This is a genomic window from Curtobacterium sp. PhB78, from assembly GCF_003751685.1.
Lineage (GTDB): Bacteria > Actinomycetota > Actinomycetes > Actinomycetales > Microbacteriaceae > Curtobacterium.
On the sequence record NZ_RKIA01000003.1, the window covers coordinates 113346 to 139246 of the forward strand.

34 protein-coding genes are annotated in these 25901 nt (G+C 70.4%); 29 read left to right on the forward strand and 5 right to left on the reverse strand.

What is annotated here, in order from left to right; translation table 11 throughout:
* Nucleotides 1-40 precede the first annotated feature (40 nt).
* From EDF53_RS07355 to EDF53_RS07375, 5 genes are all read left to right on the forward strand, one after another.
* Entirely contained in the window at nt 41-226 is a 186-nt protein-coding gene (locus EDF53_RS07355; RefSeq protein WP_123292951.1) for a hypothetical protein, read from the forward strand.
* Between the two features lie 143 nt (nt 227-369).
* Nucleotides 370-984, forward strand: a complete 615-nt coding sequence (locus EDF53_RS07360; protein WP_123292952.1) for a TetR/AcrR family transcriptional regulator — start codon at nt 370-372, stop codon at nt 982-984.
* Nucleotides 981-1328, forward strand: a complete 348-nt coding sequence (locus tag EDF53_RS07365; RefSeq protein ID WP_123292953.1) for a multidrug efflux SMR transporter — start codon at nt 981-983, stop codon at nt 1326-1328. Before EDF53_RS07360 ends, EDF53_RS07365 begins: the two co-directional genes overlap by 4 nt.
* Complete coding sequence (locus tag EDF53_RS07370; RefSeq protein WP_123292954.1) at nt 1328-1642, forward strand: multidrug efflux SMR transporter; 315 nt, start codon at nt 1328-1330, stop codon at nt 1640-1642. Before EDF53_RS07365 ends, EDF53_RS07370 begins: the two co-directional genes overlap by 1 nt.
* A 42-nt stretch (nt 1643-1684) precedes the next feature.
* The gene (locus EDF53_RS07375) at nt 1685-2245 is read left to right on the forward strand and encodes an MOSC domain-containing protein (protein ID WP_123292955.1); all 561 of its coding nucleotides are present in this window, start codon (nt 1685-1687) and stop codon (nt 2243-2245) included.
* A gap of 7 nt (nt 2246-2252) precedes the next feature.
* Here EDF53_RS07375 and EDF53_RS07380 read toward each other — a convergent pair whose 3' ends face one another.
* Nucleotides 2253-2702 (reverse strand): MarR family winged helix-turn-helix transcriptional regulator, encoded by a 450-nt coding sequence (locus tag EDF53_RS07380; protein ID WP_185020980.1) that lies wholly within the window; start codon nt 2700-2702, stop codon nt 2253-2255.
* 174 nt (nt 2703-2876) lie between these two features.
* Between EDF53_RS07380 and EDF53_RS07385 the strand changes: the two genes are divergently transcribed.
* The 7 genes from EDF53_RS07385 (at nt 2877) to EDF53_RS07415 (ending at nt 8154) form a co-directional block, all read left to right on the forward strand.
* Nucleotides 2877-3530 carry a hypothetical protein gene (locus EDF53_RS07385; protein ID WP_123293393.1) on the forward strand — a complete coding sequence of 218 codons (654 nt, stop codon included), beginning with the start codon at nt 2877-2879 and terminating at the stop codon, nt 3528-3530.
* A 150-nt stretch (nt 3531-3680) separates the two neighbouring features.
* The gene (locus EDF53_RS07390) at nt 3681-4565 is read left to right on the forward strand and encodes a S26 family signal peptidase (protein WP_123292956.1); all 885 of its coding nucleotides are present in this window, start codon (nt 3681-3683) and stop codon (nt 4563-4565) included.
* On the forward strand, nt 4562-5416 hold the full coding sequence (locus tag EDF53_RS07395) for a LamG domain-containing protein (protein WP_123292957.1): 855 nt from the start codon (nt 4562-4564) through the stop codon (nt 5414-5416). Before EDF53_RS07390 ends, EDF53_RS07395 begins: the two co-directional genes overlap by 4 nt.
* Before the next feature lie 346 nt (nt 5417-5762).
* On the forward strand, nt 5763-6332 hold the full coding sequence (locus EDF53_RS07400) for a manganese efflux pump MntP family protein (RefSeq protein ID WP_123292958.1): 570 nt from the start codon (nt 5763-5765) through the stop codon (nt 6330-6332).
* Nucleotides 6333-6384: 52 nt separating this feature from the next.
* On the forward strand, nt 6385-7107 hold the full coding sequence (locus EDF53_RS07405; protein ID WP_123292959.1) for an SDR family NAD(P)-dependent oxidoreductase: 723 nt from the start codon (nt 6385-6387) through the stop codon (nt 7105-7107).
* Between the two features lie 17 nt (nt 7108-7124).
* Nucleotides 7125-7775: a dihydrofolate reductase family protein gene (locus tag EDF53_RS07410; RefSeq protein ID WP_123292960.1), complete on the forward strand. Its 651-nt coding sequence runs from the start codon at nt 7125-7127 to the stop codon at nt 7773-7775.
* A gap of 121 nt (nt 7776-7896) precedes the next feature.
* A complete protein-coding gene (locus EDF53_RS07415) occupies nt 7897-8154 on the forward strand; it encodes a hypothetical protein (RefSeq protein ID WP_131920855.1) in 258 nt (85 codons plus the stop codon).
* Here the strand turns inward: EDF53_RS07415 and EDF53_RS07420 are convergent, their stop codons facing one another.
* Complete coding sequence (locus tag EDF53_RS07420; RefSeq protein ID WP_260215237.1) at nt 8155-8694, reverse strand: MarR family winged helix-turn-helix transcriptional regulator; 540 nt, start codon at nt 8692-8694, stop codon at nt 8155-8157. It abuts the gene before it with no gap.
* A 59-nt stretch (nt 8695-8753) separates the two neighbouring features.
* Here EDF53_RS07420 and EDF53_RS07425 point away from each other — a divergent pair, with 59 nt between their 5' ends.
* The 7 genes from EDF53_RS07425 to EDF53_RS07455 all read left to right on the forward strand — a co-directional run bounded on the left by EDF53_RS07425 (nt 8754) and on the right by EDF53_RS07455 (nt 16371).
* Nucleotides 8754-9980, forward strand: coding sequence for an FAD-dependent monooxygenase (locus EDF53_RS07425; protein WP_123292963.1), 1227 nt, complete (start codon nt 8754-8756; stop codon nt 9978-9980).
* A gap of 27 nt (nt 9981-10007) precedes the next feature.
* On the forward strand, nt 10008-10640 hold the full coding sequence (locus EDF53_RS07430; protein ID WP_123292964.1) for a Pr6Pr family membrane protein: 633 nt from the start codon (nt 10008-10010) through the stop codon (nt 10638-10640).
* 175 nt (nt 10641-10815) lie between these two features.
* Entirely contained in the window at nt 10816-11835 is a 1020-nt protein-coding gene (locus EDF53_RS07435; protein ID WP_165918695.1) for a LacI family DNA-binding transcriptional regulator, read from the forward strand.
* Nucleotides 11836-11945: 110 nt separating this feature from the next.
* Nucleotides 11946-13208, forward strand: a complete 1263-nt coding sequence (locus EDF53_RS07440) for an ABC transporter substrate-binding protein (protein WP_123292966.1) — start codon at nt 11946-11948, stop codon at nt 13206-13208.
* Nucleotides 13209-13217: 9 nt separating this feature from the next.
* Nucleotides 13218-14171: a carbohydrate ABC transporter permease gene (locus tag EDF53_RS07445; RefSeq protein ID WP_123292967.1), complete on the forward strand. Its 954-nt coding sequence runs from the start codon at nt 13218-13220 to the stop codon at nt 14169-14171.
* Entirely contained in the window at nt 14168-15040 is an 873-nt protein-coding gene (locus EDF53_RS07450; RefSeq protein ID WP_123292968.1) for a carbohydrate ABC transporter permease, read from the forward strand. The genes EDF53_RS07445 and EDF53_RS07450 overlap by 4 nt, the downstream gene beginning before the upstream one ends.
* A 53-nt stretch (nt 15041-15093) precedes the next feature.
* Nucleotides 15094-16371: a family 1 glycosylhydrolase gene (locus tag EDF53_RS07455; protein ID WP_123292969.1), complete on the forward strand. Its 1278-nt coding sequence runs from the start codon at nt 15094-15096 to the stop codon at nt 16369-16371.
* A gap of 58 nt (nt 16372-16429) precedes the next feature.
* Here the strand turns inward: EDF53_RS07455 and EDF53_RS07460 are convergent, their stop codons facing one another.
* Entirely contained in the window at nt 16430-16825 is a 396-nt protein-coding gene (locus EDF53_RS07460; protein WP_123292970.1) for a MerR family transcriptional regulator, read from the reverse strand.
* Nucleotides 16826-16921: 96 nt separating this feature from the next.
* Here EDF53_RS07460 and EDF53_RS07465 point away from each other — a divergent pair, with 96 nt between their 5' ends.
* From EDF53_RS07465 to EDF53_RS07490, 6 genes are all read left to right on the forward strand, one after another.
* On the forward strand, nt 16922-17623 hold the full coding sequence (locus EDF53_RS07465; RefSeq protein WP_123292971.1) for an SDR family oxidoreductase: 702 nt from the start codon (nt 16922-16924) through the stop codon (nt 17621-17623).
* Nucleotides 17624-17773: 150 nt separating this feature from the next.
* The gene (locus EDF53_RS07470) at nt 17774-18232 is read left to right on the forward strand and encodes a hypothetical protein (protein ID WP_123292972.1); all 459 of its coding nucleotides are present in this window, start codon (nt 17774-17776) and stop codon (nt 18230-18232) included.
* A 118-nt stretch (nt 18233-18350) separates the two neighbouring features.
* Entirely contained in the window at nt 18351-19049 is a 699-nt protein-coding gene (locus EDF53_RS07475) for a GAF and ANTAR domain-containing protein (protein WP_123292973.1), read from the forward strand.
* Between the two features lie 12 nt (nt 19050-19061).
* Entirely contained in the window at nt 19062-19778 is a 717-nt protein-coding gene (locus EDF53_RS07480) for a GAF and ANTAR domain-containing protein (protein WP_123292974.1), read from the forward strand.
* Nucleotides 19779-19874: 96 nt separating this feature from the next.
* The gene (locus tag EDF53_RS07485; protein ID WP_123292975.1) at nt 19875-20966 is read left to right on the forward strand and encodes an acyl-CoA desaturase; all 1092 of its coding nucleotides are present in this window, start codon (nt 19875-19877) and stop codon (nt 20964-20966) included.
* Nucleotides 20967-21090: 124 nt separating this feature from the next.
* Nucleotides 21091-22104, forward strand: coding sequence for a matrixin family metalloprotease (locus EDF53_RS07490; protein ID WP_123292976.1), 1014 nt, complete (start codon nt 21091-21093; stop codon nt 22102-22104).
* A 46-nt stretch (nt 22105-22150) separates the two neighbouring features.
* On the opposite strand, the gene EDF53_RS07495 is transcribed toward EDF53_RS07490, so the two are convergent.
* Nucleotides 22151-22801 carry an SDR family oxidoreductase gene (locus EDF53_RS07495; protein WP_123292977.1) on the reverse strand — a complete coding sequence of 217 codons (651 nt, stop codon included), beginning with the start codon at nt 22799-22801 and terminating at the stop codon, nt 22151-22153.
* 107 nt (nt 22802-22908) lie between these two features.
* Here EDF53_RS07495 and EDF53_RS07500 point away from each other — a divergent pair, with 107 nt between their 5' ends.
* From EDF53_RS07500 to EDF53_RS07515, 4 genes are all read left to right on the forward strand, one after another.
* Nucleotides 22909-23397, forward strand: coding sequence for a DUF4126 family protein (locus EDF53_RS07500; RefSeq protein WP_111083622.1), 489 nt, complete (start codon nt 22909-22911; stop codon nt 23395-23397).
* Nucleotides 23397-24368: an NAD(P)-dependent oxidoreductase gene (locus EDF53_RS07505; protein ID WP_123292978.1), complete on the forward strand. Its 972-nt coding sequence runs from the start codon at nt 23397-23399 to the stop codon at nt 24366-24368. The genes EDF53_RS07500 and EDF53_RS07505 overlap by 1 nt, the downstream gene beginning before the upstream one ends.
* A gap of 78 nt (nt 24369-24446) precedes the next feature.
* Nucleotides 24447-24830, forward strand: a complete 384-nt coding sequence (locus tag EDF53_RS07510; RefSeq protein ID WP_123292979.1) for a hypothetical protein — start codon at nt 24447-24449, stop codon at nt 24828-24830.
* Nucleotides 24830-25162, forward strand: a complete 333-nt coding sequence (locus EDF53_RS07515) for a sigma factor-like helix-turn-helix DNA-binding protein (RefSeq protein WP_260215238.1) — start codon at nt 24830-24832, stop codon at nt 25160-25162. The genes EDF53_RS07510 and EDF53_RS07515 overlap by 1 nt, the downstream gene beginning before the upstream one ends.
* A gap of 3 nt (nt 25163-25165) precedes the next feature.
* Here EDF53_RS07515 and EDF53_RS07520 read toward each other — a convergent pair whose 3' ends face one another.
* Entirely contained in the window at nt 25166-25864 is a 699-nt protein-coding gene (locus EDF53_RS07520) for a carboxymuconolactone decarboxylase family protein (protein ID WP_123292980.1), read from the reverse strand.
* Nucleotides 25865-25901: the final 37 nt, after the last annotated feature.

The window sequence follows — 25901 nt, forward strand, 5'->3', positions numbered from 1 at the left end:
GCTGGCAAGAGTGCCAGCCAGTGCGAGTAAGGACGGTCTGATGTCTCCTCGCAGCTACAAGATCACCCTCGCCGTCCTCGGCGTGGCCAGCCTCTTGCTCGTCCCGTTCCTCGCGCAAGGGATGCTGCCGGCAACCGTCGGCACGGTTGCCCTCGTCGCGGTCGTCGTCTGGGTGCTCTACGGCGTCGTGAACTCCAAGTTCACGCAGCGCTCCAGCCACAAGTAGGCACGTCGCACCACAGAACGACCCTCAGCCGGTTGGCCGAGGGTCGTTCTGCTGTGGACCGGGGTGCTGGGGCGAACCCATCCCACGCTGAGAGTTCACCGCCGACTTGGCCACATGGCCAAGTTCGGCGTTACGGTCGGACCATGACCCTCCAGCAAGAGCACCGCAGCGTCGAGGAACGGCGCGAGCAGCTCGTCGATGCCGCGATCGCCGTCCTGCGCGACGGCGGCATCAGCGCCGTGACCACCCGCGCGGTCACCGCCCGCGCCGGCCTGCCGCACGGCGCCTTCCACTACTGCTTCGCATCGAAGGCGCCGCTCTTCCGCGCCGTGCTCGAACGCCAGCTCCGCACGGCCATGGCGGTCGCGTTCGCACCGCCGGTCACGCGGCTCGACCTGGAGGCCCGGATCACCTCCGGCCTGTCGGCCCACCTCGCGCAGACGCGCGACGACCCAGCGACCGCACTCGCCGTCGTCGAGCTGGTCACCTACTCGCGACGCGACCCCGACCTGCAGGACCTCGCCGCCTGGGAGCAGCACGCGTACCTCGATGCGGTCCGCGAGCAGGTCGACGAGTGGACCGCGGAGGACGGCATCCGCTGGGCAGTGCCGGTCGAGCACGTCGTCCGGCTGCTCATCGCGACGGCCGACGGCATCAGCTCGACGTGGCTCGCCGACCGGGACGACAGAGCCGCACAGGCCACCGTCCGGGTCGCGGCACGGGCGATCGCGGCCCTGGCGGACGGGACCGGCGCATGAGGTGGCTGTTCCTCGGGACCGCGATCGTCGCCGAGGTCACCGGAGCGCTCTCGATGCAGGCCGCTGTGGACCAGCCCGGGTGGTACGCGCTCGTCGTCGTGGGCTACGTCGCCGCGTTCGCGATGCTGATCCTGGTGCTCCGCGCGGGGATGGCGGTCGGGGTCGCCTACGGCATCTGGGGAGCCTCCGGTGTCGCCCTGACCGCGGTGCTCGCGGCCGTGCTGTTCGGGCAGGCACTCACGCTCACCATGGTCGTCGGCATCGTGCTGATCGCTGCCGGCGTGCTGCTGGTCGAGATCGGCTCGCAGCGAGCCCTCGCCGCACGGAAGCGGGGGGCATTCTGATGGCGTGGGTCCTGCTCGCCGTCGCGATCGTCTCCGAGGTCGGTGCCACGATCAGCCTCAAGCTCGCCACCGACGGCAAGAAGCTGTTCTTCGTGCCCGTCGTCCTGGGGTACCTCGTCGCCTTCAGCCTGCTCGCCGTGGCCCTGACGCTCGGCCTGCCGATCGGTGTCGCCTACGGGATCTGGGCCGCGACCGGTGTCGCACTGACGGCGATCCTGGGCCGGGTGCTCTTCCGCGAACCCTTGACGGCGCTCATGCTCGGCGGGATCGCACTGATCATCGCCGGGGTGTTCCTGGTCGAGCTCGGACACTGACCGGGGGCTGCGTCGAAACCGAACCTGCGCCAGAATCGCACCATGACCGACAACCGTGACGACCAGCCGCGTGTGATCGCCGTGAGCCGGGACGACGTCCATCGGTTCAGCAAGCCCGTGGTCGACGAGGTCACCTTGGTCGAGGGCTGGGGCATCGAGGGCGACGCCCACGCCGGGACGACCGTCCAGCACCGGTCTCGAGTCGCGCGTGACCCGTCCCAGCCGAACCTGCGGCAGGTGCACCTGCTCCACGCCGAGGTGTTCGACGAGGTCGCCGACGCCGGGTACCACCTCGAGCCGGGCCAGATGGGCGAGAACGTCACGACCCGCGGTGTCGACCTGCTCGGCTTGCCGACCGGCACCGTGCTGCACCTCGGCGACGAGGCGTGCGTCCGTGTGACGGGCCTGCGGAACCCGTGCCAGCAGATCAACGGGTTCGAACCGGGTCTGTTGCGCGAGGTGCTCGGGCGGGACGAGGACGGTGTGGTGGTGCGGAAGGGCGGCGTGATGAGCGTCGTCGTGACGGGTGGTGTCGTCCGGACGGGTGACCGCATCCGGGTCGAGCTCCCCGCCGGCGAGCAGCAGGCGCTCCAGCCGGTCTGACGAGCCCCTACTCCCCCGCTGCCGCGGCCTGTTGGTACAGACTCGTCGCCAGGTCGTTGAGCACCTCGTGCAGCTCGCCGCCGTGTGCGCCGTCGACCGCCCGGAGCATGGCGGCGTAGCGCTGCCGGTAGTCCGCGACGACGTCGTCGCCACTCGGCAGCAGCCGCAGCAACGACCCACGACGGTCGTTCGGGTTCGGCGCGCGCTCGAGGAGTCCGGCGGTGCTCATCCGGTCGATCATGTTCGTCACCGCGCCCGAGGTCAGGCCGAGGTACCCGGCGACCTCCGTCGGCGTGGAGTACCCGGTGTCGCTGATGAGCACGAGTGCTCGCAGGGCGTTCTCGTGCACCCCGGCTCGGGAACTGAGCTGGTTCACCAGGCTCGCGTTCGCGCGCACGACAGCGGTGAACGCGGCCATCAGGTCGGCGGCGTCGTCATCGGGTGCGGCGGGGGTCACGGGGGGAATCCTTCCATGTCGGGAACCCGGGGGACGGGAGCGTCCCCCGCACTGGGGTAGGTGTGCGAGTGGCTAACTTGGTCAAGCGATGACTATCTTAATGATTGAAGCAAATCCGCCCGAGTGACTTGCCTCCCCCAACCACTGCGAACCACCGAACCGATGAGGTACACCGTGTCCACCAAGCTCCGCACCTCCGCGCTGAAGCGGATCCGTTTCGCCCCCGTGGCGCTCCTCGCCGGCATCTTCGCCGCCGTGCTCCTCTCCCTCTCGCTCACCGGCACCCTGTCCGGGTTCGCGGCGAGCATCACGAACAGCAGCAACACCGCCGCCAGCGGCACGCTGATCATGCAGGAGCAGAACGCCGGCGCGACCGTCACCTGCCTCAGCACCGACGGCGGCTCGGTCTCGACGAACTCCGCGACCTGCTCGACGATCAACAAGTTCGGCGGCAGCACGACGATGACGCCGGGCAACACGGTCAACACGGCGATCTCGATCAAGAACACCGGCACCGCTGCCGCGAGCACCTTCACCCTGACGCCGGGCAGCACGTGCACCCAGTCGAACAACGGCTCCTCGAACGGAACCGCGACCGACCTCTGCGCCAAGATGAACCTCGTCATCACCTCGGGCTCGACCACGGTCTTCAGCGGCACGCTCGCCAGCTTCAAGGGCGCCGCAGCGTCGGCCTTCACGATGCCCGCTGCTCCGGCCGCCGGCGCCTCGACGCCGTTCAACTTCGCGGTGACCCTCGACTCCTCGGCGGGCAACACCTACCAGGGCCTCGCAGCCTCGGTCCCCATGACCTGGACGTTCACGGCCTGATCCCGCTCCGGGCCGGCTCCCCCCAGCCGTCCCGGGACGTCCCGTGACCCCAGACCGGCGACGCTCGACCGACCCCCCTCCGGCCGAGCGTCGCCACCCCCGTTCCACCACGCGCAGTAGCCGCACCCCACCGAGCCGCAGGAGCACGACATGAGCCAGACCGCAGCGATCCCGCTCAGCGGCACGCTCGACCGTCCGGTCCTCCGCGGTCGCGCGGTCACCCGGTCCGAGACCGTCCTCGCCTGGTTGCTCGCCCTGGTCGCCGCACTGCTGCTCACCGCCGCGGTGCTGTTCCTGTCCGCCGGTGGCCGCTGGTTCGTCGTTGAGACGCCCTCGATGGGTGAAGCAGCCCCGGTGGGGACCCTCGTGCTCGACCTGCCGGTCGACGTCACGACCCTGCGCGTCGGCGACGTCGTCTCGTTCGAGACCTCCGCCAACCCCGACGTCGTCTACACGCACCGCATCATCGCGATCGACGCCGACGGCGGCCTGCACACCCGCGGCGACGTGAACGGCGCGGTCGACCCGTGGACGCTGTCGCAGGCCGACGTGATCGGCACCCCGGCGCTCCTGGTCCCGCACCTCGGCTGGCTGTTCCGCGCCGCCCCGATCCTGCTCATCGGCACGCTCCTGATCCTGACCCTGACCAGTGCCTTCACGGACCGGGTGACCCGCACCTGCCTCCGGATCGCCGGCTCCGCCCTGACGGTCTCGTACGCCGCGTTCGTGCTCAAGCCGTTCGTCAACGTGACGACCATCACGAACACCTCGAGCCCCACGGGCGTCGAGGCCACCGTCATCTCGTCGGGCATCTTCCCGGTGCGCGTCGACGCCCACGGCGGCAACACCGTGCACCTGGTCGACGGTGAGGTCGGCCGCGTGGTCATCCACGAACTCACGAAGAACGGGCACTACCAGCTGACCTCGAACATCGACCTCGACCCGCTCGGGTGGGTGGCGCTGATCGCCATGTGCCTGGTGCCGCTCGTGGCCTGCCTGGCCGTCGGCCGCGTCGAGGCGGTGCGTCCCTCGTGATCCTCCGTCGCCTGCGTGACGGCCGCGTCGTCGCCCTCCTGCTCGTGGTCGCCCTGGCTGTCGTCGTCCTGCTGAACCAGTTCGCGCCGACGCGCTCCGCCTACAGCGCCACCGTCCGGAACGACACGAACACCGCCGCGACCGCCCCGTACTTCACCTGCACGGGCGCCGTCGGAGCCGACACCGCGAACGCCCTGTTCGCGTACCGGCTCACCGAGTCGACGAACGCGAAGACCGCCACGGACTGGTCGGGCCGCGGCGTGAACGGCACCTACCAGGGCGCGATGACGGCGGTCACGCCCGACCCGAACGCCTGCCCGCGCGACACCGGCAGTGCCTACGTGCTGAACGGCTCCACGAGCTACGTCTCCACCTCGCGCTCGTACGCCAACCCGACCACCTTCAGCGAGGAGGTCTGGTTCAAGACGACGGTCGCCGGTGGACAGCTCATCGGCTTCGGCAGCAGCCAGACCGGCGGGTCCGGGCAGCACGACCGGAAGCTCTACCTGAACACGAGCGGACAGCTCGTGTTCGGCGCCTACAGCGGCACGACCCAGGTCGTCACGTCTCCGAAGGCCTACACCGACGGCACGTGGCACCACGCCGTGACGACGATGTCGCCGACGAACGGCATGCGCCTGTACGTCGACGGCACGCTGGTCGCGTCGAACGCGGCGTACAAGAACCCGGAGAGCTACACCGGCTGGTTCCGGATCGGCTACGACACCGTCAGCGGATGGCCGGGCTCCCCGGCCAACCCCTACTTCACCGGTTCGATGCGGTACGCGGCCGTCTACGGGACGGAACTCTCCGCCACCCAGGTCGCCGCCCACGCAGCAGCCGGTCGCTGACGCGCCGCAGACCGGACGGGAGGCCCGTTGCGGGCCTGCCACGGGCCTCCCGTCCGCCCGCGGTCGCGCCCACCCCGCCGCGTGAGGTTCCGAGATCTCGGAACCTCACCGGCGCGCAGCGCCCCGATCGGAACCTCGGCGGCACGCGGGCGGGGTGTCGTGGAACCTCGCGCAGCCCGACACCGCCGCGAGCCTTCCGTCAGGAACCGGGGCGGGTGCACCAACCCCCGGATTCGGCCTGCCGAATCCCTCTGATCAGGCCTTTTCGTCCTCGGAACCGTGCCAGGATCGACAGGTCCTGAGACGTCGGCGTCTCCGTCCGACCGTCTCGAAAGGCGCCGCCCCCATGTCGTTCTGGGCCCTCTTCCTCATCGCGCTCGGCGTCTCCGCAGACGCCTTCGCCGTCGCCCTCGGCAAGGGCCTGCACATGAAGCGCTTCGACGTGCGGCACGCGCTCGTCATCGCGCTGACGTTCGGTGCGTTCCAGGCGCTCATGCCCCTGATCGGCTGGCTGCTCGGTTCGGCGTTCGCGCAGTACATCGCCGCCTTCGACCACTGGATCGCGTTCGGGCTGCTCGCGCTGATCGGCGGCAAGATGCTGTGGGAGGCGTTCTCGAAGCACGAGGACACCGAGCAGGACACCGACCGCCTGCCGATCCGTGAGCTCCTGGTCCTGGCGATCGCGACGAGCATCGACGCCCTGGCCGTCGGCGTCACGTTGGCGTTCCTGCCGGTGTCGATCGGCGGCGCGGTGCTGCTCATCGGTGTGACGACGGCGGTGCTGTCCTTCGCCGGCGTGGTCGTCGGGCGCCGTGTCGGAGCCCGGTTCGGCAAGCCGGCCGAGATCGCCGGCGGCGTGGTGCTCATCCTGATCGGCGTGAACATCGTGCTCGAGCACACGGGCGTCATCGGCTGAGGCTGCGGTGTCGCGCCGCACACGCCCCCGCCACCCGGCGCATCATGAACGCATGTCCCGCATCCTCGTCACCGGCTCGACCGACGGCCTCGGGCGGGCGACCGCCGACACCCTGCTCCGCGACGGGCACGAGGTCGTCGTGCACGCCCGGAGCACGGCACGAGCGGACGCGGTCGCCGACCTGCTCGACCGTGGTGCCACGCTCGTCGTCGCCGACCTGTCCGACCGCGACGCCGTGATCGCCGCCGCGCGCGACCTCGACGCCGGCGACCCGATCGACGCGGTCGTGCACAACGCCGGCGTGATCTCCGGCCGTGCGCTGATCCCGGTCAACGTCGTCGCGCCGTACCTGTTCACCGCACTGCTCCACGCGCCGACCCGGCACGTGTACCTGAGCAGTGGGATGCACCGCGGCGGCCGCCCCCGACTGGACGGCGTCGACTGGGACGGCATCGCGGCGACCAACACGTACTCGGACACCAAGCTCTTCGTGACCGCGCTCGCCGCCGAGGTCGCCGAGCGCCGGCCCGGGGTCCTGAGCAACGCCGTCGACCCGGGTTGGGTCCCGACCAAGATGGGCGGCGCGGGGGCGTCGGACGACCTCGAGCTCGGGCACCGCACCCAAGAGGCCCTCGTGACCGACCCCGACGCAACCCTCAGCGGCGGTTACTGGTTCCACGGACAGCGGCAGGAGCCGCACCAGGCGGTCGTTGACCCGCAGTTCCGCCGCCAACTCATCGACGCCCTCGCGACGGCGACGGGCATCACCCTCTGAAGCAGGACAGGAGCACCATGTCGACGGTCAGGGTCCACAACTTCGCGATCTCGCTCGACGGGTACGGCGCCGGAGCCGACCAGTCGGTCGACCGTCCGTTCGGGCACGCCGACGGTCGACTCATGGGGTGGTTCGCCGCCACGGCCACCTTCCGTGCGATGCAGGGTGCGTCCGGCGGGACCACCGATGTCGACGACGAGTTCGCTCGCGCCTGGGGACCGGAGATCGGTGTCGAGATCATGGGGCGGAACAAGTTCGGACCCCAGCGCGGACCGTGGCCCGACGACGGCTGGACCGGGTGGTGGGGCGACGAACCGCCGTTCCACACGCCCGTGTTCGTGCTCACCCACCACCCGCGCGAGCCCCTCGAGATGGCGGGCGGGACGACCTTCCACTTCGTCGACGCGACCCCGGCGGAAGCGCTCGAGCTCGCCCGCCAGGCCGCACCGGGCCGGGACGTCCGGATCGGCGGCGGGGTCGAGACCGTCCGCGAGTTCCTGCAGGCCGACCTCGTCGACCACCTGCACCTGGTCGAGGTGCCGATCGTGCTCGGCCGCGGCGAGCGGCTCTGGGACGGACTCGAGGGGATCGAGGAGCGCTTCGACGTCGAGACGGTCGCGTCGCCGTCGGGGGTCGTGCACCGCACGTTCACGCGCGTGGCGCACTGATCGCACAGACCGGCGGACGAACCTGAGCCGTTGTGTCGGCCGGGGACTACCGTCGACCGCAGGTGACCCAGGCCCCCGGCTGCCGGCACGATCTCTTCGTCCGATGCCGACCGGAAACGCCATGTCCTCCTCGCAGACCGATCTCCCACACCAGCACGACCCGACGAGCTGGACCGCGCTCGAGGTCGGCCGGTGGGAAGCCCGCTCCGGCCGGTCCCACATCGGAACCGTCGTCTTCACGAACCGGTACGAGGTCCGTGGGTGGTCGGGCGAGGTCTTCGGCGACCACACGAGCCTGGAGAGCGCGAAGGCACAGGTCGAGGCGATGGCGCGGTGGAGCCTCGGTGAGCGACCGTGGTCACCCGACGGAGTCGACTGATCAGTCCATCGCGTCGTCGTAGATCCCGATCAGACGGTCCAGGAACGCCTGCACCGTGGCGCGCTCGCTGACGTCCATGTCGGCGACGACGTCCTCGATCCCCTCGATCAGCGGCAGCACCAGGTCGTACGCACGATCGGACGACCGCTCGGCTGCGGTGACCACGAGCTTCCGGCCGTCGCTGGGGTGCCGCTCCCGCGTGACGTGGCCGGCGGACTCGAGTCGGTTGAGCACGAGGGTCATGGCGGCGGTGGAGATCTCCAGTCGCCGCGCGAGCTCGGTCGGGGTGGACCGTCCGTGGGTGATGAGGTGGTCCATCGCCTCGAGTCCGGCCGCGTCGACGTCGAGCGCCCGGGCGAGGTGTCGCTCGAAGCGCTGCTGGCGGACCCCGACCTGTTGGACCCGGGCGCGGATGTCGTCGTCGGGCAGCGGTCTTCCGTCGCGACGGGCGGCTTCGCGGTCGCGTCGATCTTCGCGGTCGCTCCGGGCGTCGTGGTCTCGTCGTCCGTCGGCGGGCGCTGTCGGTTCGTCGTGCGGCACGAGGTCGATGGTAGTCGTGTAGATTGCCAATCTCATTGGTAATCAAGATTCGAGGCAACATGTCGACCGACCGCAAGCGCGTCCTCATCTCCGGTGCGAGCATCGCCGGGCCTGCCCTGGCCTACTGGCTGCACCGGTACGGCTACGACACGACGATCGTCGAGCGCGCGCCGGAACTCCGGACCGGTGGCCAGAACGTCGACGTGCGGGGCGCCGGGCGCGAGGTCTCGCGGCGGATGGGGATCGAGGACGACATCCGTGCCGCCACCACCGGTGAGGTCGGCACGCGGTTCATCGGCCGCTCCGGTTCGGTCATCGCGGAGTTCCCGGCCGGAACCACGGACTCGGGCGGCGCCACCGCGGAGCTCGAGATCCTGCGCGGTGGCCTCGCGCAGCTGCTGGTCGGCCGGACCACCGACACCACCGAGTACCGGTTCGGCGACCGCATCACCGGCATCGCGGACGACGACGGCGGCGCCGGCGACGGTGTGACCGTGCAGTTCGAGCACGCCGCCGACGAGCGGTTCGACCTGGTGGTGGCGGCGGACGGCATCGGGTCGAGCACCCGGCGACTGGTCTTCGGCGACGAGCCCGAGATCCGGTCCCTCGGCCTCGAGACCTCCTACGCGACGATCCCCCGCACCGATGCCGACGACGACTGGTGGCGCTGGTACAACGCACCGGGTGGTCGGTCGGTCACCCTCCGTCCGGACCCACACGGCACGATCCGGGCGACGTTGTCGTTCGTGACCGATCGGACCCGGGAGCGCGCCGGCTCCGAGCGACGGTCGATCGAGGAACAGCGTCGCCGACTGCACGAGGTCTTCGCCGACGCCGGCTGGGAAGCGCGTCGTGTGCTCGCGGGCATCGACAGCGCCGACGACCTGTACTCCGAGTCGATCGGGCAGGTCCGTGCGCCGCGGTGGTCCGAGGGTCGGGTCGCGCTCGTCGGCGACGCCGCGTACTGCGCCTCGCCGGTCAGCGGCATGGGCACGAGCCTGTCGCTCACCGGGGCGTACGTGCTGGCCGGTGAACTCGCCGCACACGTCGACCACCGCGATGCATTCCGCGGTTACGAGCGCATCATGCGGCCGTACGTCGCCCAGGCGCAGCAGCTGCCGCCGGGCGTGCCGCGGGTCGCGAACCCGAAGAGCCGGCTCGGCATCGCCGCGTTCGGTGCTGCGGTCCGGGTCGCCTCCACCCCGTTCATCGGTCGGCTCGGCGACCGGTTCTTCACGCCACCGGCCGACGCGATCGACCTGCCGGACTACTCGCACCTCGGGTAGGCCGCGTTCATCGGATACGGTCTGGTCATGACGACGACGCGCGTGATGCTCGTGTACCGCCTGGCCTTCGCAGTGCTCGTGCTCGTTGCGCAGATCGCACAGTTCGGGGTGTCGATCCGGCTCGACCTCGGGGTCGTGAACTTCTTCTCGTACTTCACGAACCTCGGCAACCTCATCGCGGTGGTGGTGTTCATCGTCGGCGCCGTCCGACTCGCCCGCGGGGTGCCGGACAGCCGGACGTGGGCGCTGGTGCGGTTCTGCTCCGTGGTGAACATGGTGTTCGTCGGGCTGGTGTTCAACACGCTGCTCGCCGGGTTCGACCTCGGCCCGCTCTACCCGTGGGTGAACGTCGTCCTGCACATGCTGATGCCGGTGGCGGTGCTGGTGGACTGGCTGGTGCTCGCTCCCCGGGTGCGCCTGGGCTGGCGAGACGCGTGGATCGCGCTGGTGTTCCCGGTGGTCTACAGCGTCTACTCGTTGATCCGAGGCGCGATCGTCGACTGGTACCCGTACCCGTTCTACGACGCCGACAAGGTCGGTGGCGTGGGCGGGCTGGTCCTGTACCTGCTCGCCCTGATCGTGGCGCTCGCCGTGCTCGCGCTGGTGCTGCTGGGCATCGGGCGCGCCCTGCGGCGCGGATCGGACCGCCAGCCGGCCTGACCAGGCGGGTCGCGGTGGTGCGACGGTCGGCGTGGCGGACGGGAGGCCCGTGGCCAGGCCGCCACGGGCCTCCCGTCCGGGCCGCACCACGCTGGTGCGGTAGGTTCCTGCCCAACGCATTCCGGACGCGAGAGAGGGGACGCGGATGGCCCAGGGACACCGCTCGCCCCCCACGATGAGCGACGTCGCAGCCGTCGCGGGCGTCTCGAAGAAGACCGTCTCGAACGTCCTGTCGGGCTACGAGCACGTCTCGGCCCGCACCCACGACCGGGTGATGGCCGCGGTGGACGAACTCGGCTACGAGCTCAACGTCTCGGCCCGGAACTTCCGCGCCGGCCGGTCGAAGGTCATCGGCCTGGCGGTACCGGAGCTACGGCAGGCGTACTTCGCCGAGCTCGCCGACGCCGTCATCCGCGCCGCCGGTGCCGTGGGCTACACGGTGCTCATCGAGCAGACCGCGAGCGGCGTGCGCGAGGCGGACGCGATCACCCGGATGCGCGAACACTCGATCGACGGCATCATCTACAGCCCGCTGACGGTGCGGTCGAGCGATGCTCCTGCGCTCGAGGTGAAGTTCCCCCTCGTGGTGCTCGGCGAGCCGATCCCGGACAGCCCGGTCACGTTCATCACGATGTCGAACGCGGACGCGCTGCACGACGCGACGGCGCACCTGCTCGACGCGGGCCGTCGTTCGATCGCCTTCATCGGTTCCGAACCGTCGGGGCCGGTACGGACGGCGCAGGAGCGGCTCCGCGGGTACCGCGAGGCGCTCGCCGAGCAGGGCGTGGCGTTCCGACCCGAACTCGTCGTCCCCACGGCGCTCTGGCACCGGGCCGAGGGGGCAGCGGCGGCGCGGGCGCTGCTCGACTCCGGCGTCGAGGTCGACGGGATCGTGTGCTGCAACGACGCCCTGGCGCTCGGGGCGATGAGCGCGTTGCAGCTCGCCGGTCGGACCGTGCCGGACGACGTCGCGGTCGTCGGCTTCGACGACATCGAGGAGTCGGCGTACGCGACGCCCGCGCTGACCACGGTGTCGGCCGACCTGGACCGGGTCGCGGCGACGGCGGTCGGGGTCCTCGTCGAGCAGCTCGAGGAGGACGCGGCCGTCGGTCCGGGCGTGCTGCGCTCGCCGCATGCCCTGGTCGTGCGGGCGTCGTCGGCGCCCGTCGCCGCGGAACGCACGGTCTCCGCCTGAGGTCTTGACCTGCCCGTCGAGCACGGACTACTGTCCAGATTTACACCGGTGTAAATCCGGCATGGACGAGGTCCCGCACACCGAAGTGCGGGACGGATGGCAGGTTTTCGATGAAGAAGCACATCGCGGTCGTCGCGCTCGCAACAGCGGCGGCGATCTCCCTGGCCGGATGCGCCGGCTCCCCCGGATCGTCCGCGAACGCCCACGTCGACCTGACGTTCTGGCACGGGTACACCGAGGCCGACGGCAAGGTCCTGGACGGCATCGTCAAGGACTTCAACGAGTCGCAGGACAAGGTCACGATCACGACCCAGACGAAGACGTGGGCGGTCATCGACGACACGATGCTCCCCGCGCTGACGGCGAAGAAGGGCCCGGACATCGTCGCGATGACCTCGGACCGACTGCCCGTCTACGCCGAGAAGAAGGCCCTCGTCGACCTGAGCGACTTCTACGACGACGACAGCAGCAACACCGGCGAGCTCAAGGAGCAGGCCGTCGCGATGGAGCAGGTCGACGGCAAGGAGTACGGCGTCCCGAGTGGCTTCGTGCCCCTGTCCGTGATCTACAACAAGAAGCTCTTCGCCGAGGCCGGCATCGACGCGTTCCCGACGACGTGGGACGAGTGGGTCGCCGACGCGAAGAAGCTGACGAAGGACGAGAACGGCGACGGCACCCCGGAGCAGTACGGGCTCGTGCTGCCGGACCACCAGACGGTCGGCAACGGCATCTGGCCGAGCCTGTTCGCCGGCAACGGCGGCTCGATCACGAACGACGCCGGCACGAAGTCGACGATCGACTCCGCTGCGAACGTCGAGACGCTCGAGTACTGGGCGAAGGCGATCCGGCAGGACAAGATCTCGCCGACCGGTGTCGACGGCATCGCGGCCGACAAGCTCTTCACCGCCGGCAAGAGCGCCATGGAGATCGGCGGCCCGTGGATGGCCGGCGTCGCGAAGGCATCCGACATCGACTACGGGATCGCCGCGATCCCGGCCGGGCCGAAGGCGCAGGTGGCCTCCGCCATCGGCATCTCGCTCGGCGTGACCGCACAGACCGACGACCCGAAGCAGGCCGCTGCCGAGGACTTCCTGCGGTACTTCAACGAGAAGAACGTTGCGACCAAGTGGGCGCTCGGGTCGGGTTGGCCGTCCCTGCGCACCGACGTGACCGCCGCCGACGTCGACGCGAACCCCACCGTCGCGGCGCTGACCGGTCTGCCCGGCACGACGATCCCGCTCCTCCCGGGCGTCGTGAACAGCGGTGACGTGCTCACCGCCCTCGACACCGCGACGCAGAAGTCGATCGCGGGCGGCGACCCGGAGTCGCTCCTCGGCATCGCCGACACCGACGTGCAGTCAGCCCTGAAGTAGAGGACCACGATGACCACGCAGCAACTCGGCCGACGCCGTCGGTACCGACCCCCGGGACAGCTCGGCGGCCGGACGCCCCTGAACGGGACCTTCCGCCGCCGTGCGACCGTCGTCGGATTCCTCGCACCCGCGATCGTCATCCTCGGGGCGTTCGTCCTGTGGCCGATGCTCTCGGCACTGCGGCTGTCCTTCACGGACGCCAGCGGCTTCGGTGACCCGAGCTGGGTCGGCTTCGCGAACTACGTCCGGGTCTTCACCGACCCGGACGTGGTCCGCTCGATCGGCAACACGGCGCTGTACTCGGTGCTGTTCACCCCGGTCGCGATCGCCGTGGCGCTGGTGCTGGCCCTGGCGCTCAACCACCCGGCGTTGCCGTTCCGCGGCTTCTTCCGCTCGGCGCTGTTCCTGCCGTTCATCGTGTCCCTGGCGGTCGCCGCGTTCGCGTGGTCGTACCTGCTCGACCCGCAGATCGGCCTGCTGAACCACTGGCTCCAGGTGGGCGGCATCCGGCTCGGCAACCTCCTGCAGGACCCGGCCCTGGCGATGCCGACCGTGGTGCTCGTCGCGGTCTGGAAGAACTTCGGCTTCTACATGGTCATCTTCCTGGCGGGGCTGCAGGAGATCCCGACCAGCCTGTACGAGGCGGCGCAGCTGGACGGCGCGAACGGCCGCCAGCGGTTCGTGAACGTGACGTTCCCGATGCTCAGCAACACCATGGCGTTCGTCGTCATCGTCGCGCTCATCGCCGCACTGCAGGCGTTCGACCAGATCTACGTCCTGACCGGCGGCGGGCCGTACCGGTCCACCGAGACGATCGTCATGCAGATCTACCAGTCCGGGTTCAAGGACCTCGACCTCGGCTTCGCGTCCGCGCTGGCGTACGTGCTGCTCATCGCGACCCTGCTGCTGAGCCTCGTGCAGTTCCTGTTCTTCGGCAAGCGCGGAGAGGACACCGCATCATGACCGCACTCCCCCGTCCGGCCACCGCGGTCCGGCGCAGGACCGTGGCCCGTCGCCCACCCTCGATGCGCTGGCTCGGCTTCGCCGCGGTGCTCATCGTCACCCTCGCGGTGCTGCTCCCCGTGCTCGTCATCGTGTTCACGGCGTTCAAGCCGGCGAGCGAGGTGAACGCCTACCCGCCGACGCTGTTCCCGCACACGTGGACGCTCGACAACTTCCGGGCGATCTTCACGCAGCTGCCGTTCGGCCGGCTCATCCTGAACAGCTTCGCCTTCGCCGGCGGGGTGACGGTGTTCGCGCTGGCGTTCGACGCGCTCGCCGCCTACGCGCTGGCCCGGCTCGACTTCCGGGGCAGCAAGGTCCTGCTCATCGTGATCATCGCCAGCCTGATGATCCCGTTCCAGGCCACCCTGATCCCGATCTACCAGCTCGTGTCCGACCTCGGGTGGGTGAACACCTTCGCCGGCCTCATCGCGCCGCGGGCGGCGGACGCTTTCGGCATCTTCTTCCTCCGGCAGTTCTTCGTGTCGCTCCCCCGCGACCTCGACAACGCGGCGCGCATCGACGGTGCGTCCGAGTGGCGGATCTTCCGGAGCGTCATCCTGCCGAACGCCGTACCGGCACTGCTCACCCTCGGCATCTTCACCTTCGTCAACAACTGGAACGACCTGCTCTGGCCGCTGGTGTTCACCACCGACCAGGACATGGGGACCATCACCTCGGGGCTGACCCTGCTGACCGGACCCGGCGGCATCATCCCGCAGGGCGTGATGATGGCCGGCGCCCTGATCGCCGTGCTGCCCCTCGCCGTCATGTTCCTGCTCGTGCAACGCCGCTTCATCGAGAGCGTCGCCAGCACCGGGCTCAAGTGACGACGACCCCGCGCGGTCCCCTCGGGGACGCGCCCACCACGAAACGAGACACCATGCACTGGTCCGACGACGGACGGCTGCACTTCGCTCTGGGCATCGAGGACACCTTCGTCCCGCAGGCCCGTCCGGGCGAGCGCCCCATCGACGAGTACGAACTCACCGACCACTACCGGCAGTACGCCGCCGATCTCGGCCTGGCGGTCGACGTCGGCGCCGAGCTGCTCCGCTGGGGCGTGCCCTGGTACCGGGTCGCCCCGGAGCCCGGTGTGTGGGACTGGTCGTGGGTCGACGATGTCATGCAGCGCTTCCGTGAGACCGGCCTGCGGCCCGTCATCGACCTGCTGCACTACGGCACACCGCTCTGGCTCGACGGTCAGTTCGCGAACCCCGACTACCCGGCGCACGTCACGGAGTACGCCGCCCGGTTCGCCGCCCGGTACGGCGACGTCGCGACCGACTACACGCCCGTCAACGAGCCCGTCATCCACGCCCTGTTCTCGGGAGAGTACGGGTACTGGCCCCCGTACCTGACCGGTGCCGAGGGCTCTGCCCGGATCGCATCGGCGCTGGCGAAGGGGTTCGTCTCCACCCAGCACGCGATCGCCCGTGAACTCGGTGACGCCGCCACCTTCGTGCACGTCGATGCCGGCATCCGGTACGTCGGCGACGTCGATGCCCCCGAGCACCGCGACACCGTGGCGCGGCTCCGAGCCCAGACGTTCCTGGTCGAGGACCTCGTGACCGGCGGCGTCGACGACCACCATCCGCTCGTCGGACGGCTGCGCTCCGGCGGGGTCACCGACGCTGACCTGGACTGGTTCCGCCAGCACGCGGTCCGGCCGGACGTGATGGGCGTCAACTACTACCCCCTGCACTCCACCGAGGTCTTCGAGGCCGGCGTCCACCACGGCGGCGGCTTCGCCGACCCGCGTCCGTACCGGGACACGGGGGCCGAGGGGCTCCGCGACGTGCTGACGACGTACGCCGAGCGGTACGGCGCCCCGGTCATGCTGACCGAGACGTGCGTCACCGGGTCCGTCGACGAACGCATCGGCTGGCTCGACGCCTCCGTGGCCGCCGTGCACGAGCTCCGTGCCGAGGGCGTCCCAGTGGTCGGGTACACCTGGTGGCCGCTGTTCGACATGTACGAGTGGACCTGGCGGCACACGGACGCACCCCGCCAGGAGCACCTGCTCACGATGGGCCTCTTCAACCTCGTCGAAGACGGCGACGGCGGGCTCGACCGCCGTCGCAACCCGGTCGCCGACGCCTTCGCCGCGCATGCGCGGCAGGAACGAGCCGTGGCAGCGGCCCTTGCGGCGACCACCTGACAGACGGGAGGCGCGGGTCGGGTCGGTCCCGTGCCTCCCGTCCGCCCCGCACCACGTCTCAGGCCGCGAGCGCTCCGTCTGCCGGCTCGCGCAGCGCCGGGCAGCGCTCGGCAGTCGGGTGCTCGCTGATGGCGATGACCTCGTCGAGCCGGCCACGCGCGGCCTCGAGCTCTGCCATCTGCGCCGTGATCCGGTCGCGCTCGGCGACGAGCAGCGCGAACGACTCCGGCGTCGCGTGCCCGCTGTCCACGCACGGCAACAGCTGCACGATGGTGCGGCTCGGCAGACCGGCGGCGAACAGCTGCTGCACGAGCTGGACGCGCTCGACCGCCGGGGTGTCGTAGACGCGCTGCCCGCTGGTGGTCCGCGACGCGGTGAGCAGTCCCTGCTCTTCGTAGTACCGCAGCGAGCGCACGCTGGCACCCGTCTCCGCGGCGAGGTCGCCGATCCGCATGCGGTCTCCGATCCGGGGCTTGCCCCTGACATGGATGTGAGGTCTTAGCGTAACCGAGCCGCTGCGGGAGAGACCCGCGCGGCAGGAGGAGACACCATGGACATCGCTGGATCGGTCGCACTCGTCACCGGCTCGAACCGGGGCATCGGACGCCGCTTCGCCCTGCAGCTGCTGGAGCGCGGCGCCACCAAGGTCTACGCGACCGCACGCCGACCCGAGCTCGTGGACATCGAGGGCGTCGTGGCGCTGCCGCTCGACATCACCGACCCGGCGTCGGTCGAGGCGGCGGCCGCAGCCGCCGGCGACGTCACCCTGCTCGTGAACAACGCGGGCATCTCGACGACGGGCTCGCTGCTCACCGACGACCTGACGGACGCACGCCGCGAGATGGACACGCACTACTGGGGGAACCTCGCGATGATCCGGGCGTTCGCGCCGGTGATCGAGCGGAACGGCGGCGGCGGCATCGTGAACGTCCTGTCCGCACTGTCCTGGTTCGTCTACCCGGGATCCGGCGCGTACGCGGCGGCGAAGGCCGCCGAGTGGAACCTGACGAACGCCGTCCGGTTGGAGCTCGCCGGTAAGGGGATCAGCGTCCAGGGGCTGCACCTCGGGGCGGCGGACACGGACATGATGGACGGCTACGAGGGGCCGAAGGTCGACCCGGCCGACGTGGCGCGGGCCGCGCTGGACGGCGTCGAGCGGGGCGCGGCCGAGGTCGTCGTCGACGAGTGGAGCAGTGCGGTGAAGGCGTCGCTGTCGCAGGACCCGTCGGCGTTCTACGCGCAGTTCGCCTGAGCGGGGTGGCGCCGGGGCGTGGTGGAGCCCCGGCGTCGGGCCGCGGCTGGGAGTGCTCACATCCGCGGGTCCCACACTGACGCCACGGTGTCGCCGTACCGAGTCCGAGATCCTCTCGAGCTCCCGCGGGGATCCGCCAAGGGAGTCATCATGACGGACCAGTCCGAGGCGGCCTCGACGCCGCTCTCGCTCACGAGTGTGGTGGCCTCCGGCCTGCCCACCGAGCTCGGCAAGCCCACGGCGGCGAAGTACTACGACGTCCCGGCGGTGTTCAACCGCCGACCCGACGCAGCCGAGATGGCCGGCCTGCGCGGTGCCGACGGACACGCGCAGCTCGTGACGGCCGGCTACCCCGACGTCACGCTCGACGTGCAGGACCGGCGTCTCGTCATCGGCAACACGAACCTCGGACAGCTCGAACGCGGTCTCGCCACGGTGGTCGCGACGATCGTCGACGTCGTGAGCCGGGCGTCGTTGTTCGACAAGGAGCAGGTCCGTGACGCAGCGCGCACCGAGTTCGACGACCGCACGGCCCGGGCCCGCGAGGTCACGCGGGCGGCGGAGCGGATCCACTTCGTGCCGGAGCCGTCGCGCGTCAGCGCGGGCTGACCGTGTCCGCGCGGGTCGACGTGCCCGGCGGGCGACGCCAGCGGGGCACTGCGCTAGCGTTGCACAACGCGGGGGCCGGATCAGCCCCGCGTTCACGGACCCGGACGGTTTCCTCGCGATGAACGACTTCACGACGGCAGTCTCCGCACTGCAGGCCGCACCCGACGGCGCCGACATGTGCCCGCCGTTCCTGACGACGCTGCCCGTCACCGGGGTCGGCATCTCCACCCTCGGCAACCCGCTCGGGTCGGCGACGGTGTGCGCGAGCGACGCGCGCGCCGCGCGGATCGACGAGATCCAGTTCGACCTCGGCGAGGGCCCGTGCTGGCAGGCGTTGACGACCCGCCGCCCGGTCCTGGAGTCCGACCTGTCCGGCACGACGAACACCGACTGGCCGCTCGCGCTCGAGGAACTCCTGCGCGCCGGGGTCGGGGCGGTGTTCTCGTTCCCGATGCGCATCGGGACGATCCCCGTCGGCGCCGTCGACCTGTCCGTGGACAGCGAGCGCACCCTGACCGTGGGGCAGATCCGCGGCGCCGTGGAGCTCGCCGAGGTCGCAGCCCGTCGGGTGCTCCGTGGTGCGTTGCTCGCCGCGGCCGCCGACGGCCGTGCCGACATGGGCACCAGCCGCTACTCCCGACGAGAGGTGCACCAGGCGACCGGCATGGTCGCAGCACAGCTCGGGGTGGACGTCACCGACGCCCTCCTCGTGCTGCAGGCGCACGCCTTCGCCACCGAACGCACCGTCCGCGACGTCTCGAACGACGTCATCGCTCGCCGCATCGACCTCGCCCGGCCGTACGGTTCCGAGAACTGAGGAGCACGCACCATGGCACCGACCCGCGAGCGCCGGCTCATCGACACCTTCGTCACGCTGACCGACACCCTCGTCGACGAGTACGACGTCGTCGACCTGCTGCAGAACCTGGTCGACAGTGTCGTCGACATCTTCGACGCCTCGGCGGCCGGCATCCTGCTGGCCAACCAGCACCAGGAACTCGAGGTCGTGGCGTCGACCAGTGAGCGGTCCAGCTTCGTCGGACTCCTGCAGCTCGACGCTGGCGAAGGGCCGTGCGTGGAGTGCTTCGCGACCGGTCGTCCGGTGTCGGTGAGCGACCAGGCGGAGATGCAACGCCGGTGGCCGACGTTCGCGGCCGCGTCCGCCGAGTCGGGGTACGCGTCGGTGCACGCGATCCCGATGCGGTTGCGGGACACCACGCTCGGGTCGCTGAACCTGTTCCGCGAGACCGAGGGGGCGCTGAACGGAGATGACGCCCTGGCAGCACAGGCCCTGACCGACGTCGCGACCATCAGCATCCTGCAGCAGCGGACCCTGCAGCACGCGGCGCTGACGCAGGCGCAGTTGCAGCGAGCCCTCGACACCCGGGTCGTGATCGAGCAGGCCAAGGGGTTCGTGGCGTACACGCACTCGGTCGACACCGAGGCGGCGTTCGAACTGCTGCGGCAGTACGCGCGGTCGAACCAGGAGCGCCTCGCCGACGTCGCCCGGGCCATCGTCGAACGCCGCCTGGTCCTCCCCGCCTGATCCCGTGTGTCCCCGGTCCGGGCCGGCGTACGATCACGAGCAAGTCGTAGCCCCGGACCCCGGTTGCAGGCGCAGCACTGGATCCAGGAGGAAAGCATGGGCGACGAACTGGTCGTACCGACGGGCTACCGGAAGACCGAACGGCGGTCGGCTCGTACCGACACCACCTCGACGTACACCGCGCTGCTCGCGCAGGTCCGCACCGCCGGGCTGCTCGGTCGCCGCACGGGCTGGTACTGGGGCCTCATCGCAGTGCTCGCTGCGCTGCTCGGCATCACCGGCGGGGCGTTCGCTGTGCTCGGCGGCTCCTGGTACCAGTTGATCGTCGCCGGGGTGCTGGGCGCACTGTTCACGCAGTTCGCGTTCCTGTCGCACGAGGCCGCCCACCGACAGGTCTTCGCGTCGCACCACTGGAACGACCGAGCAGCCCGGTACGCCGGCACGTTCCTGACCGGCATCAGCTACGCGTGGTGGATGAACAAGCACACCCGGCACCACGCCAACCCGAACACCGTCGGCAAGGACCCCGACATCTCGTTCGACGCGATCTCGTTCCGACCCGAGGACGCTGCCAGCCGGACCGGGTTCCTGCGTGTGCTCGTCCGCGTGCAGGGGTACGCGTTCTTCCCGATGCTCCTGGTCGAGGGCGTGAACCTGCACTGGCAGTCGATCCGCACGTACACGAGCCGTGGCCCGGTGAAGCGGCGGTGGGCCGAGGGATCGGTCTTCGTCGGCCGGTTCGTGCTCTACCTGGGTGTCGTGTTCTGGTTCCTGCCGGTCGGCTTGGCCTTCGCGTTCCTCGGTGTGCAGCTCGCCGTGTTCGGGTTCCTCATGGGGATCGCGTTCGCGCCGAACCACAAGGGCATGCCCGTCATCGAACCCGGCCGCCGCGTGGACTTCTTCTCGCGCCAGGTCCTGACCTCGCGCGACATCGGTGGCGGCGCCTGGGTCGAGTACTTCATGGGCGGCCTGAACCACCAGGTCGAGCACCACCTGTTCCCGAGCATGGCCCGGCCGAACCTGCGGGCCGCCCGGGACATGGTCCGGAAGTACTGCGCGGACCAGGGCGTGCCGTACACCGAGACAACGCTGGTGCACTCCTACGTCATCGTGGTCCGCTACCTCAACGAGGTCGGTCTGGCGGCTCGCGACCCGTTCGCGTGTCCGATGGTCGAGCGGCTGCGCTGACCGACCGCGACGGCTGGGCGCTTCCTGTCCTGTTGGCGCAGCCCTGGACCTGACGGGGCTCATCGGCGAGCATGGACCCGATCAGGGACGGCGGGCACAGGGGCCCACCGCGGGAAGGGCAACCATGCGTCCTGTCAGGAACACGCTCACCACCGGGGCGGTCATCGCACTCGTCGTCGGCCTCACCGCGACGGCGGCACCCGCGCAGGCGGCGACGCCGGGGGCATCGACGCCGGCCGCCGGAACCCGCTGCGCCACGGGGACGCTCTCGGTGCAGACGCTCCGGTCGGGGTGCACGGTCTCGTCGGGCACGGTCGCGCTGCCCGACGGCCGCACCTTCGCCGTGCCGGCGCCCGGTGAGAGCGTGATGGCGAGCAGCTCCGCGGCGCCGGGTGCTCCGGAGCTGGCGGAGGTCGTCATCGCGAACACCGGCACCGGCGGTGTCGCGGTCCGCATCGACGAGACCTGGAGCGGTTCGGCGCCCGCCGTGCGCCGCGAGCAGGCGAGGAGCGCGGCAGCCAGCGGTGCCGCCGGCGCACCCGCAGCGCCGGCCGCCACGACCGCGGCCACCACCAAGTGCACCAGCACGGCCAACGTACGGAACAAGTACCGCTGGTCGAGCACGGTGCAGTGGTACTACAACGAGTCCGGCCAGAAGTCGTCGTACGCCAAGGACGCCCTGCGCAAGGCGGCGAACGCGTGGACCGGCACGATCGCGTCGTGCGACCGCACCGTGACCTCGTCGGCCCGGAACTCCTACGTGCGCCTGGCGACCCAGGTGCCCGGGCTCACCGACAAGGGCGGCTGCTCGAAGAGCAACGGCTACAGCGTCGTCGGATGGGGCAAGCTGCCCTCCGGCACCCTCGGCGTGACGTGCGTCTGGTACGACGGCAACGGCGTCGCGAAGGAGTCCGACCAGCGGTACGCCACCAGCTACAAGTGGAGCTCGACGACCACCTGCTCGGGCGCACGGTTCGACACCCAGGCCGTCGCCACCCACGAGTGGGGACACCTGTACGGACTCGGCCACGTCAAGACCGGAACCGGTCAGGTCATGGAGCCGTCCGGCGGGTACTGCGACACCGGCTCACGCACGCTCGGGCTCGGCGACATGACCGGCATCGCAGCGATCTACTGAAGCGCGGCTGCGGGCCGCGGGCCGTCGTCAGACCCCGTCGGGGTCCTCAGACCGCGTCGGCGCGCAGGAAGTCCGCGATCGGGGTCGATCCCGAGTTGAACCGGATGGTGTTGCCCGCCGTGCCGGGGGTCTCGAGCACGTCGGCGATCACGTGTGCGACGTCGCCGCGCGGCACGTCGCTCGACGAGCCCGCCCAGTCGACCGAACCGGTGGCGTCGTCGTCCGTCAGGGTGCTCGGCGCCACGATGGTCCACTGCAGACCGGAGTCGCGCACCACGGCGTCGGCGATCGCCTTCGACTGCGCGTAGGCGAAGAAGTCGTTGTCCTGCGGTACCCCGTGGTCGAGCTGCGACCCGGACCACGACACCATGACGTAGCGGTCGACGCCAGCCTGCTTCGCGCCCTGCACCGACAGGATCGCGGCGTCGCGGTCGATCGCCCAGGTGCGGTCGACGGACCCGCCGCCGGCACCGGCCGACCACACGACGGCGTCGTGCCCGTGGACGAGCTCCGCGAAGTCGGTCAGGGACTGCTGCTGGATGTCCGCGACACGGGGTTCGCCGCCGTGGGCGCGGATCTCGTCGGACTGGTCCGCGTCGCGGATGACCGAGGTGACCGAGTGGCCGCGGTCGCTGAGGATGCGGGTGGTGAGGAGTGCGACCTTGCCGTGGCCGCCGAAGACGATGACGTTGCTCATGCGGCGGACGCTACTCGGGCCGGCTCAGTACCCGCAGTCCGTGAGGACCCTCGGAGCGCTCGCGGCCCGCGTGCGTACGGTCGGACCTGATCACGACTGGAGACACGATGAGCAAGCAGCACGAGCAGCACACCCTGGTCCGCACCCTGGTGCTCGGCATCCTGAGCGGTGGCCGCAGCGCCACCCCACTCGCGGTGCTGGCGCTGAACCACGACCGGTCCTCGCTGAAGGGGTCGTGGCAGGACTGGAAGGTCTTCAGCACCCCGCTCGGCCGCGGGCTGCTCGTCGCCTCGGCCGTCGGCGAACTCATCGGCGACAAGCTGCCGATGACCCCGAACCGCATCTCCCCCGCCGGCCTGATCGGCCGCATCGGGTCCGGCGCGCTCGTCGGCGCGGCACTCGGCACGACCGGCAAGCGCGACCTGCGCATCGAGGGCGCGATCCTCGGCGGCGTCGGTGCGATCGTCGGGTCGTTCGTCGGGTGGGGTGCCCGCAAGCTCGTCGGTGCCACCACCCGCCTGCCCGACCCGGTCGTGGCGCTCGCCGAGGACGCCGCGACCATCGCCGGCTCCGTGAAGGTCATCACCGCCGACTGATGCGCATCGTCGTCATCGGAGCCACCGGCCACATCGGCACGTTCCTCGTCCCCCGCCTCGTCCGCGCCGGTCACGAGGTCGTCGCCATCAGTCGCGGCACCAGCACCCCCTACGCCGACTCCCCCGAGTGGCAGCGGGTCGAACGCGTCACCGCGGACCGTGAGCAGGAGGACCGCGACGGCACGTTCGGAACGCGGATCGCTGCGCTCGGCGCCGATGCCGTCGTCGACCTGGTCTGCTTCACCGAGCCGTCCGCTGCCGCCCTCGTCGAAGCGCTCCGCGGCACGGGGACGCACCTCGTGCACTGCGGCTCGATCTGGCGCGCGGGTGCATCCCGTGTGCTGCCGATCACCGAGGACGACTTCACACCGCCCTTCGGCGACTACGGCGTGCAGAAGGACGCGATCGCCCGGATGCTCAAGGAAGAAACCGCGTCAGGGGGTTTGGCGACGACGACGCTGCACCCGGGTCACATCAGCGGTCCGGGCTGGATGCCGATCGGACCGCTCGGCAACCTCGACCCGTCGGTGCTGACGAGGTTGTCCGTCGGCGAGGCGATCGAGGTCCCCGGGCTCGGCGCCGAGACCATGGCCCACGTGCACGCGGACGACGTCGCGCAGGCCTTCCAGCTCGCCGTCGAACACCGCGGGGCGGCGGTCGGCGAGGACTTCTTCATCACGGCCCCGACGGCGCTCACCGCGCGTGGGTACGCCCACCTGGCAGCGTCGTGGTTCGGCCAGGAGGCCCGGCTCGAGTCCGTCAACTGGGACCGGTTCCGCGAGACCACCGCTCCAGAACACGCTGGCGCCAGCTGGGAGCACCTGTCACGCAGCCAGGTGTTCAGCGTCGAGAAGGCCCGCCGTCTGCTCGGCTACACGCCGGGCTTCACCGCCGAACAGACGGTGCTCGACGCCGTCCGTTGGCAGGTCGACCACGACCAGCTCGAGGTCGCCGGTCCCCTCGTCGTCTGAGGACCGCACCCCTCCACGACGTTGCCCTTGCGCTCGATATTAGTTGCAGCTATTATCAGTCGCAGGTAATGTCGCCGCATGCAGATCGACTGGCCGCGAGAGTTCAACGACCAGCTCGATCGTCTTGAGACCGACACGACCGAGCGTGGGCGAAAACGTCTGCAGTTGCTGACGTTCATGCTCAAGCGGTTGCGTGACCTGGACTCCGCTCCGGTTCAGGACACCGCGATGATCAAGCGTGTCCGGCAGTCCAAGCAGCATCCGGTCTGGCGGGTGTCACACCCCTACGTCGCGGGAGTGGCGCTCCGCTTGATCTGTTGGTTCCCGCCGGACGAGGACCGAGTCGTGGTGGCACTGTTCTCCGGCGACAAAGCGTCGATGGGTGACGTGTTCTACGACACGGTCGGCGTCCGAGCTGATCGCCTGATCAACCGATGGCGGAACGAGACCGAGGAAGCATGATGGGCAAGGAAGACTTCGTACGCGGGAACGACCGCCTCGAACAGATGATGCAGCGGCCGGGCGTCGCAGACGCGGTGGCCGCACTCGAAGTCGAAGCGGACGAACTCGACCGCATCCACGCGATGAGCCTCGCGATGGTCCGCGAAGCCGGCAAGCGCACCCAAGCCGATATCGCGCACGAGCTCGGCATCAGCCAGGGCGCGGTGTCCCAGATGGAGCGGCGAGAGGACATGCTGCTCTCCACGCTCCGCAGCTACATCACCGCGACCGGCGCCGAGAACCCACGCATCATCGTGACCGTCAACGGTCACGACGTCGAGCTCGCGATCTGAGCGTCAGTCGGCGGGCGCACCCTCGTTCACGGCGGCGAGCCCGTTGAGCGTCCGCGGGTAGCCGATCACCGGCACCAGGACGGTGAGCACGTCGAGCAGCTGTTGCCGGGTGTTCCCGACGTGCAGGTTGCCCGCGACGTGTCCCGTGACCTGCGCGTCCGCGCCGCCGAGCGCGACGAGGACCGCGAACGTCAGCAGCTCACGCGTCGGCAGGTCGAGCCCGTCCCGTCCGACGGTGTCGCCGAAGCAGTTGCCGGACAGGAACCGCTGGAAGTGCACGGTGTCGTCGGCCGCGTTCTCGTACATCGCGTCGACACGTCCGGCGCCGACGACGGCGCTCTGGACCGCACGGCCCCGTTCGAGTCGGTCGTCGGGGGTGGTCGTCGACTGGCCCGGGAGCGGCAACTCGACACCGCGCGCGATCAGCACGTCGTTGGTGATCGTGAGGAAGTCCGAGGCGCGTGCGGACCCGACGTAGGCGACGGCCTGGTACCCGATCTCCTTCGCCTCGACCGGGGTCAGTGACTCGTCGAGCGCGGTGTCGAGCAGCTGTCGGAAGGCGGACTGCGCGCCGGCGGCGATCATCGCGCCGAGCTGCACGACCGCGCGGTCGTGGCTGTTGAGGGACGCGTGCTGCAGCGTCTCGTCCACGAAGTCGGCGTGGTACTGGGCGAACTCGGGGTCGGTCTCGGCGAACGTCATGTTCCCGACGCTACGACCGCCCCGCCGACCGAGGGAG